The organism is Sphaerochaeta pleomorpha str. Grapes, assembly GCF_000236685.1.
Classification (GTDB): Bacteria; Spirochaetota; Spirochaetia; order Sphaerochaetales; family Sphaerochaetaceae; genus Sphaerochaeta; species Sphaerochaeta pleomorpha.
In genome coordinates this window covers 1,775,506-1,787,221 of sequence record NC_016633.1, presented here as the reverse complement: position 1 = coordinate 1,787,221, position 11,716 = coordinate 1,775,506, and the positions used below count along the sequence as shown (strand labels likewise).

At 45.2% G+C, this 11,716-nt stretch carries 14 protein-coding genes and 1 pseudogene; 7 read left to right on the top strand and 8 right to left on the bottom strand.

What is annotated here, in order from left to right:
- Nucleotides 1-371 precede the first annotated feature (371 nt).
- From SPIGRAPES_RS08140 to SPIGRAPES_RS16565, 3 genes are read left to right on the top strand one after another with little or no spacing between them, the layout of a single operon-like run.
- Nucleotides 372-782, top strand: coding sequence for a hypothetical protein (locus SPIGRAPES_RS08140; protein ID WP_014270292.1), 411 nt, complete (start codon nt 372-374; stop codon nt 780-782).
- Nucleotides 779-1,096 carry a hypothetical protein gene (locus tag SPIGRAPES_RS08135; protein WP_014270291.1) on the top strand — a complete coding sequence of 106 codons (318 nt, stop codon included), beginning with the start codon at nt 779-781 and terminating at the stop codon, nt 1,094-1,096. Before SPIGRAPES_RS08140 ends, SPIGRAPES_RS08135 begins: the two co-directional genes overlap by 4 nt.
- A gap of 2 nt (nt 1,097-1,098) precedes the next feature.
- Complete coding sequence (locus SPIGRAPES_RS16565; protein WP_014270290.1) at nt 1,099-1,536, top strand: protein-export chaperone SecB; 438 nt, start codon at nt 1,099-1,101, stop codon at nt 1,534-1,536.
- A 142-nt stretch (nt 1,537-1,678) separates the two neighbouring features.
- On the opposite strand, the gene SPIGRAPES_RS08125 is transcribed toward SPIGRAPES_RS16565, so the two are convergent.
- From SPIGRAPES_RS08125 to SPIGRAPES_RS08095, 7 genes are all read right to left on the bottom strand, one after another.
- Entirely contained in the window at nt 1,679-1,954 is a 276-nt protein-coding gene (locus SPIGRAPES_RS08125) for a hypothetical protein (RefSeq protein ID WP_014270289.1), read from the bottom strand.
- 66 nt (nt 1,955-2,020) lie between these two features.
- Nucleotides 2,021-2,689 carry a hypothetical protein gene (locus SPIGRAPES_RS08120; RefSeq protein ID WP_014270288.1) on the bottom strand — a complete coding sequence of 223 codons (669 nt, stop codon included), beginning with the start codon at nt 2,687-2,689 and terminating at the stop codon, nt 2,021-2,023.
- The gene (locus SPIGRAPES_RS08115; RefSeq protein ID WP_014270287.1) at nt 2,673-3,257 is read right to left on the bottom strand and encodes a hypothetical protein; all 585 of its coding nucleotides are present in this window, start codon (nt 3,255-3,257) and stop codon (nt 2,673-2,675) included. Before SPIGRAPES_RS08115 ends, SPIGRAPES_RS08120 begins: the two co-directional genes overlap by 17 nt.
- A gap of 11 nt (nt 3,258-3,268) precedes the next feature.
- Nucleotides 3,269-4,105: a nucleotidyl transferase AbiEii/AbiGii toxin family protein gene (locus SPIGRAPES_RS08110; RefSeq protein ID WP_014270286.1), complete on the bottom strand. Its 837-nt coding sequence runs from the start codon at nt 4,103-4,105 to the stop codon at nt 3,269-3,271.
- Nucleotides 4,098-4,691 (bottom strand): type IV toxin-antitoxin system AbiEi family antitoxin domain-containing protein, encoded by a 594-nt coding sequence (locus SPIGRAPES_RS08105; RefSeq protein WP_014270285.1) that lies wholly within the window; start codon nt 4,689-4,691, stop codon nt 4,098-4,100. Before SPIGRAPES_RS08105 ends, SPIGRAPES_RS08110 begins: the two co-directional genes overlap by 8 nt.
- Before the next feature lie 42 nt (nt 4,692-4,733).
- Complete coding sequence (locus tag SPIGRAPES_RS08100) at nt 4,734-4,961, bottom strand: hypothetical protein (protein WP_155816686.1); 228 nt, start codon at nt 4,959-4,961, stop codon at nt 4,734-4,736.
- Between the two features lie 108 nt (nt 4,962-5,069).
- Nucleotides 5,070-6,284 carry an ATP-binding protein gene (locus SPIGRAPES_RS08095; protein ID WP_014270284.1) on the bottom strand — a complete coding sequence of 405 codons (1,215 nt, stop codon included), beginning with the start codon at nt 6,282-6,284 and terminating at the stop codon, nt 5,070-5,072.
- Nucleotides 6,285-6,743: 459 nt separating this feature from the next.
- Between SPIGRAPES_RS08095 and SPIGRAPES_RS08090 the strand changes: the two genes are divergently transcribed.
- The 4 genes and pseudogenes from SPIGRAPES_RS08090 to SPIGRAPES_RS08070 all read left to right on the top strand — a co-directional run bounded on the left by SPIGRAPES_RS08090 (nt 6,744) and on the right by SPIGRAPES_RS08070 (nt 10,633).
- Entirely contained in the window at nt 6,744-8,282 is a 1,539-nt protein-coding gene (locus SPIGRAPES_RS08090; RefSeq protein ID WP_014270283.1) for a YifB family Mg chelatase-like AAA ATPase, read from the top strand.
- Nucleotides 8,275-9,395: pseudogene (locus SPIGRAPES_RS08085) on the top strand (DNA-processing protein DprA). The gene SPIGRAPES_RS08090 and the pseudogene SPIGRAPES_RS08085 overlap by 8 nt, the downstream one beginning before the upstream one ends.
- 3 nt (nt 9,396-9,398) lie before the next feature.
- Complete coding sequence (locus SPIGRAPES_RS08075; RefSeq protein WP_014270281.1) at nt 9,399-10,205, top strand: transposase; 807 nt, start codon at nt 9,399-9,401, stop codon at nt 10,203-10,205.
- Nucleotides 10,206-10,399: 194 nt separating this feature from the next.
- Entirely contained in the window at nt 10,400-10,633 is a 234-nt protein-coding gene (locus SPIGRAPES_RS08070) for a single-stranded DNA-binding protein (protein WP_014270280.1), read from the top strand.
- A 442-nt stretch (nt 10,634-11,075) separates the two neighbouring features.
- On the opposite strand, the gene SPIGRAPES_RS08065 is transcribed toward SPIGRAPES_RS08070, so the two are convergent.
- Nucleotides 11,076-11,714, bottom strand: coding sequence for a hypothetical protein (locus tag SPIGRAPES_RS08065; RefSeq protein WP_014270279.1), 639 nt, complete (start codon nt 11,712-11,714; stop codon nt 11,076-11,078).
- Nucleotides 11,715-11,716: the final 2 nt, after the last annotated feature.

The window sequence follows — 11,716 nt, the reverse complement described above, 5'->3', positions numbered from 1 at the left end:
TATAGGCTTACACTTTTTGAATGACAGGAGCTCGTTTTGGAGACACTTTTTCAGTGACAGCGACCCTACATATAGTGTTAGTAGTTAATTTAATGGTTTCTACCGTGAAATTTACTATATTTTGCTATATATAGCGTAAACAGCCATTACCCATGTATTCTTGACAGAATCAAATGTTTAACAACTTATGTTCATAAATTTGTTGACACTTAAAGGTGGTAATACTAATCTTACAGTACGTTTCACAAAGAAAAGGAATTGCCATATGAGGTACAAGACTCAAATGGCTTACTACGATTACTGGACTTGAAATTGATTCTTATTCTTTATGATTAGGGTAGTACAAAATTTCATTGAGAAAGTGGAAACGTATGGGATTATCTGAAAAATCACAAGAGAATCTTGAAATAGTTGATATATGCTTAAGAAGTGGTCATTATAATGCTGGAATCAACCGAGCATATTATGCAGCATTTCAAAAGATAAAAGACTATCTGGAAGGTGTAGGTTTCTCCAATGAAGAATTCGACAATTTTGGAAATCCATACAAACCATTTTCACATGGAGAGATTGCAAGCGTTTTAATTACTTATCTAACGGGTACAGTTGGTGTAAGTTATGTTAAGTTGGCTAATTTATATTGTTATGACGATTTATATCATAAACGAAAAGTAGCTGATTATTATCCTAATATGATGAGTAAAGCGGATTTATTGGACAGACAGAAACAGGTGATAGCCATTTGTAAGCTAATAGATTCTGTAAAAGAAGGTAGATTATGAGTATTCTGGATGAAATTGAAAGTATTATTATCAACGAATTTCCTAACGCAATTATACATGTTGAGACGTTAGATGATGATGTTTTCGTCATGGTAGATCGAGACACTTATCTGGAGCAAAGTTTTAAAATTACCGTTTTACGCATAAAAATAGATCTCTTGCTTAAGCAAAGAATATCCAACATATATATAGTAATGGATAAAGATAATAGAAAATTCAAGAAGGTAACTGTTTCTATCCCTGAAATTTATAAATCAGATATGTCTGGTTACCAGATACTTGATCCAGAATGTGAACTTTCATTGGCGGCATAATTATGACTAAAAGTGGTTTTCAATTGATTAATCATAGGCTGGTTGATGTTAAGTATCATGTCAATAAAGCTTATAAACCAAAGACTGAGAATATCTCCCTCGATATCGGATATCAGACACTGATCAACAGAGAGAAAGATGCAAATAAGGCATTAGTGACTTTTATATTCACTATTTTCAAAGATGAAAAAGATACTTCAAAATATCCATTCAAGATTGAAACTACTCACGAAGGTGAATTTGAATGGCCTGAAGATACTCCAGATGATAGAGTAAATTCACTGCTTAAAATTAATGCTCCAGCAATCATGCTGTCTTATGATAGGTCGATCATATCAATGATTACTACCTATTCTGGTATGGCACCTCTAATCATACCGCTTATAAATTTTAAGGCAGATCCTGTTTCTAGTCCAGGAGAACCAATTGATCAACACTGATTATATTATCGGTACCGGGAAGAACTTCCACATTTTCCACAAAAACCGCTGAAATAGGGCATTGAGAGCGTGATTTGATAGTTTGAGGTACCAGGTAGAAAATCCACATTTTCCACATCTGCAGGAATCATGGTGCTCCAGATTAGACTGGCTTTTGGGGTTGCTGACGGCTACAGGAGAATGCCCCGGTACGGGTATCGGGGACTCGGGTAGGATTTCCACAAAATCCACCGCCTTTCTTAGGGCTGGTTTTTTTTGAGAATATAAAATCAATATTGAAATTGATATTGAAAAGAGAATGTTTGGAGAAGAACATCCTGCATATTTCATCGTCGCTGGTGGCTGCAAGAGAATGCCCCGGTACGGGTACCGGGGACTCGGGAAGAACTTCCACATTTTTCACATCCGCAGGAATCATGTTGATCCAGATCAGACTGGCTTTTGGGGTTTGCTGCTGAATTTCCCAGTCAATGTCAGGGGCTTCCTATAGAGCTTCAAGCGTATCGTCAGGCAGATAATTTCCTTCTGCAAGTGCCCTTTTTGCTGAGTCCAAATCTACTTCCTTGCTGATTGATGCAAGGGTATCACTATCTACAGAATCCCATACTCCTGAAGATCCCTGATTGTCGGTTCCTCCGTCTCTTCCCAGTTCTCCCTCGCTTCCGGGTCTTTGAAGTCCCAAGGAAGTTCCGATTCCATCTCCCCAGTCATTTCTTCCTCGTTGATTCCAGAGTTTGAGAGGTAGCGTTCTCTCGTAAGAGGACTCCCCTTTAGAAGCATGTTCTGAAACTCCATATCCTTCATTAATCTGCTGTCCAACAGTTCTTCCAGCTCCCACTTCCTTGTTGGCGTTGTCTGCGATTTCTCTTCTTGCTTCATCAAAATCCCCTCCGTTCTCAATACAATTTTGCCGCACAGAGCGAGCAGATTCAAGAGTAACCTCATTCTTATAGTCCTTTGTGAATAGTTCCCTTACGGCTTCCCATGTTATTGACTGCAACTCTCTGGGGAGGATTACAAGCTCTTTAGCCAATTCCATATATGCCTGTGCATAGATTGGATATGTACCGTTAAGGCCATTTGATCCATCTCCACTAGGGCTTTTAAGACCTTTTGACAGATCCAAGTGGTATTTGTCAATGTAGTTTTTCACTGGGTAAGGACACTGAAGTCGGATTCGTTGCTGATACAGTAGATTTGGATTCAGCTATGTTGTACTTTTTACCGTACTCTTCATCTGACATCTCAGAGATTTCTTGAATCTCTTGTATAGGACTCAAGGAAGCAAGTATAGAGTTAGGCATATTCTTATTCTTGAAATCTTCATATCTGTTCTGGTTGACAAGCGAATTCAGCGATATTATTTTCCTATCAGGGGAAGATTCCTGTAAATCCATTGCACTCCGGAGTCGAGTGTAGCTGTTTGGAATCTTCTCTGTTTTATTTCTCTCGGTTTCTTCTGAAGAATTTTCATTACCTATTATCGGTACCGGGAAGAACTTCCATATTTTCCACAAAAACCGCTGAAATAGGGCATTGAGAGCGTGATTTGAAGATTTGAGGTACCGGGTAGGATTTTCAAAAAATCCACATCCGCTGGAATCATGTCGCCCACGATCATTCAAATCCCACTTGAAAACATCTAACTTCCCCCTCCTACCGTAGGGTAGCGGATACAGGGAAGCTGAACAGGCGGCAGGCGCGAAGGGAAGACCTTTCATTATACTAAACTTCACATCACCATTTCATTAATGAGTTTCATAGCATCAAGGATGACAGCTTCAAAACTAATGCCTTGAACATAGTTGTTCTTCTTTGTATAAACCTTCCAATGCTTCAGAAAAGAATCGTCCCGCTTTAATCTTTCCAGCAATTCCAGTATTTTTACTACATCGAATTCTGTTTTACGATTATGGAATGTCCGCTCACAGGCTCTTGCCAATGTAGACATATCGATCTCCTTGCTCCTTAACCTGTAAAGGATATGGAGATCATAATAGTCCTTATTCCGGCTATTCAAGAACCCCCTTGCATAGATTGTCTGCAACTTCTCTGCAAGCATTGTTTCAATTGGATATGCCTTAATGAGGATTTCGTCATTCCCAAAGACACTGGCAAATGAATATTGTATCGGGTGTGGAGTTATAACATCTCCCGTTGCAACATCAAGCGGAATGACTTGTCTTATGTTTTCAAATCTGCAAAGAATACTTGCTCGATATCCTCCGTATTGATCTTGTTCTTTGATTGGTGAGATGTTCATAATTTTATACTTTATTTCATCTCCTTCTTTTTCTTTCAATGATTCAGTAAGCAATTCCAAAACCTTCTCTTCCGATACCTGCATGTTTCGTAAAAGAAAATCTATATCCATAGTGCTTCGAGATTCTATTCCTACGACATTGGAAAGTAGAAAGCCACCTTTGAAAACAAGATTCCCTCCATACTTCCCTTGCACAAGCTTCTTCAATATGCTTTCAAGAAAATAATAGAGCATGACCGAGTTAAAGGGTAATCCAGTTTCCTTGCTGATTTTATGGCAAAGTGCAGTCAATCTGGCTTTATTCATAGACCACTTCCATAAGTGCTTTTACCTCTTTATCAATCCCCATTCTTGTTGCTATTTCATAGAGGGCTTGGATATCTCTTTTAGCATATTTTGAATAGGAACGGATAAGCTTGACATACACTTCCCTGTCCATTTTATCTTCGTGGGCGATAAAATCGCAAAGTGTTCGTTCATAAGAATAAACCCTGACAGGATTATTGAACATGGTTCTAGCTTCCACCACTCCAAGTCCATGGATTTCCTTATTCACATAATGGATGTTCACTCCGAAAGGAGCTTTATTGAACTTATAGCTATAATAGACCGTAACATCCATGTCTTGAGGAATCTTGTCCGTTGCCCCCAGCAGATGTAGTGCTGTCTCATAGGAAAACACTGCTTTTTTAAAGCGATATTGAAAATAATAATAGTCATCATACATTCCTTCTTCCGAAATATAGAGACCCTCTGCCACTCTCTGCAGATCACCTTCTCGAACGAGCCTGCTAAGATATACAGTTGGAATCTTTTTGCTCCGGCAGTATGATGCCGTGATTATTCCACCTGAGTTCTCAAGATGCTGCTCTATTTGTTTTTTATAATCCATATGCCCCTTCTGCATGTTGTATCCACACGAACATATTATCATCTATTGCGTGCAGGTGCAACAGGAATGGGCGTTATCGGTACCAGGAAGGGTTCCCATATTTTCCACATCGGCAGGAATCATGTTGCTCCAGATCAGACTGGCTTTTGGGGTTTGCTGCTGACTGCAAGAGAATGCCCCGGTACGGGTACCGGGGACTCGGGAAGAACTTACACATTTTCCACAAAAACCGCTGAAATAGGGCACTGAGAGCAAATCATGTTGCTCCATCAGACTGGCTTTTGGGGTTGCTGACGGCTACAAGAGAATGCCCCGGTACGGGTACCGGGGACTCGGGTAGGATTTCCACAAAATCCACATTCCTCAATTGAAAAGTGTCTAAACGATTTTCTCATCTGTAAGGAACTGATGCAACCCAATATGCTGCACTCCCTCTAAGGTGTCATGGAAGTTTTGATCCATCGTTACCACAAATTTTGGGTAGGAGTCACGGATTGCGAGCAGCGGTGCAAACTCTCTTTGCACTGTCTCCTCACTTTCAAGCTTGAATGCGACCTGTACATACAGTTTCCTCGGAGGTTGCTCTGCAACAAAATCAACCTCTTGGGTGCCCAGCTTTCCGATGTATACTGTATATCCTCGTCTGACCAACTCGTTGTAGACGATGTTCTCCAATATGCCGGAGATGTGCCTATCCTTATACCCAAAGACAGCATGCTGGAGACCGGTGTCCGCAAGATAGTATTTTTCTTGTGTTTTCAGCAGTTCTTTTCCCTGTATGTCATAACGTTGGACTCTGGTGATCAAAAAAGAGCTTACCAATGCGTCAAGATAGGTATAGACCGTGTTCATATCGACTGATCTTGCTTGGCTCTTGAAATAATCTGCAATGCGTTTTGCAGAAATAGTGCTTCCAACTGAATCAGCGATGAAGTTCAAAATCCTGCGCAACAACTCGACATCCCGTATCTTGTACCGCTGGACAACATCACGCAGGACGATTGAATCGAAGATGTCGTTGAGAATCATGTAGGTTGCCTTCTCATCGTAATCAATGGAGAGATGGACGGCAGGAAAACCTCCCCGCCTGATATACAACCAAAGCAGATCCTGTTGTGTTTCCTGCAAAGTGGATCTGAATGTCAACATCTCGGTAAAGGACAATACCTGCATCTGGATATGTATGCATCGACCAGTAAGCAAGGTGGAGAGCTCTGATGAGAGCAACTGTGAGTTTGAACCAGTAATATAGACATCAACCTGAAAATCGAGGAACAGTGAGTTTACCGCTTCTTCCCAATCCTTAACGATTTGTATCTCGTCAAAAAACAAATACGCAGGGGTCTCCATGGTTTTTACAAGTTCTGACACGTATTCGTATAAAGCGATCGAAGAACGCAAGTGGTAGTATTTCATACTTTCGAAATTGATGGAGATGATTTGTTCTCTCTTCACACCCTCATCAGCCATCAGCTGTTGAATCAGCAGCATCATGGTCGATTTCCCACATCGGCGTATCCCTGAAATAATCTTTATAAAGGGTTTCCCGATAAACGGTTTGATTTTCTCATAGTAAAGTGGTCTGTTGAACATGGATGAGTACCCCTTGTTTGGGATTATACCCTGTAAAACTACCTAAGTAAAGAAAGTTCTTATGGGTATAACCCTAAAAACTCCGTAAAAATAATAAGTATGTAAGGGTATACCCTAAAAAAAGACTATCGGGACCAGGTGCAACTTGCACATTTCCCACATCTGCAGGAATCGTGTTGCTCCAGATTAGACTGGCTTTTGGGATTTGCTGATGGCTGCAAGTGATTGCCCCGGTACGGGTACCAGGGACTCGGGTAGGATTTCCACAGAATCCACAGCCTTTCTTAGGTCTGGTTTTTTTTGAGTAGATTATATCAATATTGATATTGATATTTTAAAGAGAATGTTTGGAGAAGAACCTCCTGCATATTTCATCGTCGCTGGTGACCTGAACCCAGAGCCGTTTGAAGCAGATTGCATACTTTCTGTTCATAGGTATTGCAGGAGGAACTCAAAGCAATGGCAACAGTGATCAGGAGCCTGGGCATCAGCGGCATCGGGGGATATCCTTTGGGTGTGGAGGTCGCCATCATCGCCGGATTGGCGACGACCACCATCGTCGGTCTTGGGGACAGCGCCATCAAGGAGGCAAAGGACCGCATGGAAGCCTGCACCGAGGAACTCGGGTATGCCTATCCCACCAAGAAGGTCGTGGCCAACCTCAGTCCCAGCGACATACGCAAACGGGGGGCCTACCTCGATCTTCCCATGCTCATTGGCCTGCTCGTGGAATCGGGGCAGGTAAGGCCGAGCATCGAGGCGTGGGGGGAGACCGCCTTTGTCGGCGGCATCAGCACCACCGGAAACCTCGTCGGATTCGACGGGGTATTGCCCATGGCAATCCAGGCCCGCAAGCTTAGCTGGAAGAAACTGGTCGTCCCCATCGATTGCTCCGATGAAGCCTCCCTGGTCACCGACCTTGATGTCATTGCCTGCGATACCGTCACCCAGGTCATCTCCTACCTCGAAACAAGGCTCCACCTTAGCCCCCACCGGCCGAAACAAGATCCAGGGCAAAGCGAGAAAAGAGGCAAGGAAGGCGATTACTCCGATGTTATCGGGCATGAGGAAATCCTTCCCTACCTTGCAGCGGCCGTCGCAGGGAACCACAACCTTCTGCTGGTAGGTGTGCCCGGTTGTGGTAAATCGATGATGAGCCGGTTGCTGCCTACCATCCTTCCTCCCATGAGTGAGCAGGAAATCCTGGAGGTTTCCTCGATTTACAGCATCGCAGGCGAACTCGACGGCCATGAACTCAAGCATAACAGGCCCTTCCGTTCCCCCCACTACAACATGTCGGCACAGGCCCTCATCGGCGGAGGAGTCAATGCCAAACCCGGGGAAGTGACCCTTGCCCACCGTGGCGTCCTGTTCCCGGATGAACTGCCCGAGTTCGGCAGGAAAACCCTCGAGTCCCTGCGGTTGCCACTCGAGGACCGCCGCGTGACCATAAGCCGTGTCAACCAGACCAACAGGTACCCCTCCGACTTCATGCTCGTCGCAGCCATGAACCCCTGTCCTTGCGGCTATGCTGGCACCAACCGCTGTGAGTGCACCCCCTATGCAATCCGCGCCTATCGGCAACGAATTTCCGGACCGATCCTCGACCGAATCGACATGCAAAAGTATGTGGGGAGGGTCGATTTCAGTGACGGCCACCTCATGAGTGGCTCGATCAGCTCCGAAACGCTGCGGAACACCGTAATGATCGCACGAGAACGCCAGCTTCACCGGTTCAAGAAAGGAGGGGAGTCGATCGCAACCAACTCAGAGATGAACAGTTCCCACCTTCGCCGGTACTGCGCCCTGGACGATGACAGTGCAATCCTTTTGCAAAGGACCTATGAACGTGACAACCTCTCGGTCCGGGCCCGGTACAAGACCCTCAAGCTCGCCAGGACCTTTGCCGATATCGCCGGCAGCGACCAGATCAGGCGCCAGCATCTGCTCAAAGCCCTCTTCTCCCGTGACCTTGAGAGGGAGAGCCGCCATGTCTGATACTATCGTCTATTGGGTGTGGCTGAACGAACTTGCGGGACTCTCGCTGAAAGCGAAACGAAAGCTCTTGGCCGCGTATGGCAACCCGAAAGAAATCTTCCAGGCAACCTTGGATGGCGTTAGGGAAGTGCTGGACAAAGGTTTTCCTTCTTCCCTCTCCGCTTCTTCTGTCGCCGAGAGCCCAAAGGAACTGGCGTTTGTCACCGTCTGGGCAGGGCGCAACCTGAAAACAGCCGAGACGATACTCACGGACAACGAGAAGCATGCCATCCAGGTCCTGCCTGCCTCTGATCAACACTATAGCCCAATCTGCACTGCCGATTTGCAAGCACCTCTGGTCCTCTACTACCGGGGAACCTTGTCAGCTCCCTCCGCTCCCGTCTTCGGTGTCATCGGGTCGCGTTCCTGCACACCCTACGGTGAGATGGTTACCAAGGCCGCAGTAGCAGACTTGGTTGAAAAAGGGAACATCATTGCCTCCGGCCTCTCCTTCGGCATCGATGCCCTTGCCCATAAGACCACACTGGAACACCAGGGCGTAACCTACGCTTTCCTTCCCTGTGGCCTGCACAAAGCCCAACCGGCATCCCATACAGCGCTTATGGAACAAATAGCTGACGCCGGCGCCATGATAACCCCCTATGCCTTTGGCAAAGAAGCCCTGCCTTTCCGCTTCATCGGGAGAAATGCTGTCCTTTCCTCCTGGTGCAGCACCTGCTTGTCATAGAGGCACGCATCGAAAGCGGAAGCATGAACACAGCCAGAACTGCCCTGGCAAAAGGCAAGCGAGTGCTTGCAGTCCCCAACAGCCTTTTCGAACCCAAGAGTTGCGGGACCAATTATCTTTTATCCGTAGGGGCTGTGGCCTATGTCAACGACCGGCTCTCCGATCGTGATCGCACACAGAGACCCTTGGCCTCTGAACCTTCGGTTTGTCCTGGTGAAGGGGCCATTGTCGAGGCCCTTCGCCAGCAAGCCCTCACCACCTCTGAAATTGCTGTTTTGGTAAACGATACGAACCTTTCTGTCATGGAATGCCTTGCCGACCTGGAACTTGCAGAAAAGGTCGTCTTCCGCTCCGATGGCAAGTGGCACTTGGCTGGAAGTCTTTGACCCATGCCCAGGCGAAAAAGGGACGATGTTCCTAATACCATCCACCACGTTATCCAACGGGGCAACAACCGCAACTACATCTATGAGAATACCCGTGACAAGAAAGAATTCCTTTCACTCCTTTCGACTGCGGTTGCCACCTATGATGTCACCTTGCTGCAATATGCCCTCATGGACAACCACTACCACCTGCTTGTCAGGCTGGGAGACCAGCCATTGGCAGATATGATCTGGTTCTTGAACAGGAACTACAGCCTCTACTACAACCAGCGTTACAATCGTATCGGGACCATCTATGGCGGCAGGTACAAAAGCTATCGTATCTCAGAAAAAGAAAAGTTTTTCAGCACGGTCCGCTACATTGTCAGGAACCCCGTAAAGGCAGCTCTCTGTTTGACCCCCGTGCAATACCGTTGGAGCGGACATGCCTCGGTGCTCGACAAGGAATCGGGTATTATCGACAGGGTTGCCTTGTTTGCCTATTTCTCCCCTGATGAGAACCTTGCACTCAGGCAATACAGGGAGTGCACCGAGCATGAAACATGGTCGGCACAGGTCGGGTTCAATGCGATTCTCGATCGTAAGGGCGAGACAGAGGAACGCCTCACCTGCCTTCTTGACCGGTTTCTCTTTGAACGGAATCTTGCAGGACAGCAGAAGATGTTGCTCTCGGGAGCAAGGACACCTCTTTCCCGTGAACTGAGGAAAGATTTCATCCTTCTTGCCATAGCAGATGGCCATGCACTGAAAGATATCGCTGCCTTTCTACATGTCAGCCATGAGACAGTACGCAGGATAGGGAAGAGTTGACTGAAACAGATATCAGTTGGTCATCATCTAATGTCTGTATCTCTACATATTCTATTCTTTCTTTCTTTACTTCTTCTCTTTCAGTCTCCCCGTCTGGGATGGGAGCGTAAGAGGGTAGTTGGTTCTCTACCTTTTTCCTTGAAAACTTGATATTGTGAACAATATTACTATTATGAAGCTAAAGGAATTTTAACATGGATGATGTAGACTCATTATTGAAGACAGCCCTCAGCGAAGCAAAGAACCTGCAGGAAGGGGAAAGCTTTTTACTCAAGGATCTGTTCAAAGGCTACCTTTGGAACAGGATCAGCAGAGGCGACAGGCTTCTCATCGGTTCCCTGTTTCTCCGTTACGTCAGTAGCCATGATTGTCATATCGCTGTGATACACAAAGGGGCCTCAGGGCAACAGCGGTATCAGAAGAATTGATTACTATTTTTTAAAAAAGCTTGAATTGTCAATTTGCTTCATTGCTCTGATTGAATTAACCTTTTTGAAAGTCCAGATTTATTCAGATATGCATCGAGAGCAATAATTGGGAGAAGAGTTTTCGCTCTTGTTCCTAAAGAATCCTTTTCCCTGGGGTATGCCAAAGTATCTGTTGCATTCACAAGCGAACTAAGACGCCAATTCCCTGGTGAAACCTCTGCGTAGTGAGATTATCATCAGTCTTAAAAAGGGAATGGAAAATTGTATTCCAACCTTCTTGATTACGCCAGTAAACGCAGGTCTGTCATGATGCATTTCTGAATAGACGGCTTGTGTGCTTTATCATTGAAGCCTAAATGAATTCTGAGACTTGAGAACAGAGCGTCTGGCCTGTTGCGTTATTTTTCGTTGGTTGTGCATTTTGCCAAAGGCAGCAGAGTATCTACGAGGAACTCTTACTTGAATTTTCCTTGTTACAATAGGTTCTGTAATGCTGGTTGTATTGTACCAATAGCGCCAATGCCCCTGGCAGGAATACAAAGAGAGCTATTCCGATCAATAAGGAGAGAGCAATAAGGCTTACACAGACCATAAGAATAAGGATGTTTGTTTTAATATTGGTAAAGAATTGCAAGAGCCCATCCGAGTAAAGACTGAGAAACGAGCTTTGCGGGATGCTGACCAAGAGGGGATAACGATACATCCCTGATAGCATGAGAACCATATCCATCCAGAGCAGAACAGCATTGAGGAATCTGAAAAAAAGCGTAGTATTGAGAGAAACCAGGGTTTTGGCAGAACCGACGATAGCAAAGACAAGCAAGACGTCAGCCAAACCCATAAAAAAAGAGCGGATACAGGCAGGGGAAGCTAGAAAGGCTTTCAGCCTGGGAAATATTTTGAAACGATTCCCTTGGGCCTGTTCCTCTGCAAGGGAAAGGCAAAACGTCCAAGCACATCCTATGGTCAGCAGGGGCAATGAACAAAGGAGAAAAGCCAGGCTCATGGAAATCCAGACCCCTGGCTCGTAGAATATTGTATTTCCCCACCTCTTGAGGGTAGAAATATAATGCAGATTCATAG

Coding starts and splice junctions, on each gene's coding strand:
- SPIGRAPES_RS08075 (WP_014270281.1), top strand. CDS start 9,399: ATGCCCAGGCGAAAAAGGGACGATGTTCCTAATACCATCCACCACGTT.
- SPIGRAPES_RS08125 (WP_014270289.1), bottom strand. CDS start 1,954: ATGATTCCTGCGGATGTGAAAAATGTGGAAGTTCTTCCCGAGTCCCCG.
- SPIGRAPES_RS08095 (WP_014270284.1), bottom strand. CDS start 6,284: ATGTTCAACAGACCACTTTACTATGAGAAAATCAAACCGTTTATCGGG.
- SPIGRAPES_RS08135 (WP_014270291.1), top strand. CDS start 779: ATGAGTATTCTGGATGAAATTGAAAGTATTATTATCAACGAATTTCCT.
- SPIGRAPES_RS08105 (WP_014270285.1), bottom strand. CDS start 4,691: ATGGATTATAAAAAACAAATAGAGCAGCATCTTGAGAACTCAGGTGGA.
- SPIGRAPES_RS08065 (WP_014270279.1), bottom strand. CDS start 11,714: ATGAATCTGCATTATATTTCTACCCTCAAGAGGTGGGGAAATACAATA.
- SPIGRAPES_RS08140 (WP_014270292.1), top strand. CDS start 372: ATGGGATTATCTGAAAAATCACAAGAGAATCTTGAAATAGTTGATATA.
- SPIGRAPES_RS08115 (WP_014270287.1), bottom strand. CDS start 3,257: ATGAAAGGTCTTCCCTTCGCGCCTGCCGCCTGTTCAGCTTCCCTGTAT.
- SPIGRAPES_RS16565 (WP_014270290.1), top strand. CDS start 1,099: ATGACTAAAAGTGGTTTTCAATTGATTAATCATAGGCTGGTTGATGTT.
- SPIGRAPES_RS08110 (WP_014270286.1), bottom strand. CDS start 4,105: ATGAATAAAGCCAGATTGACTGCACTTTGCCATAAAATCAGCAAGGAA.
- SPIGRAPES_RS08100 (WP_155816686.1), bottom strand. CDS start 4,961: ATGGAGCAACATGATTTGCTCTCAGTGCCCTATTTCAGCGGTTTTTGT.
- SPIGRAPES_RS08090 (WP_014270283.1), top strand. CDS start 6,744: ATGGCAACAGTGATCAGGAGCCTGGGCATCAGCGGCATCGGGGGATAT.
- SPIGRAPES_RS08070 (WP_014270280.1), top strand. CDS start 10,400: ATGGATGATGTAGACTCATTATTGAAGACAGCCCTCAGCGAAGCAAAG.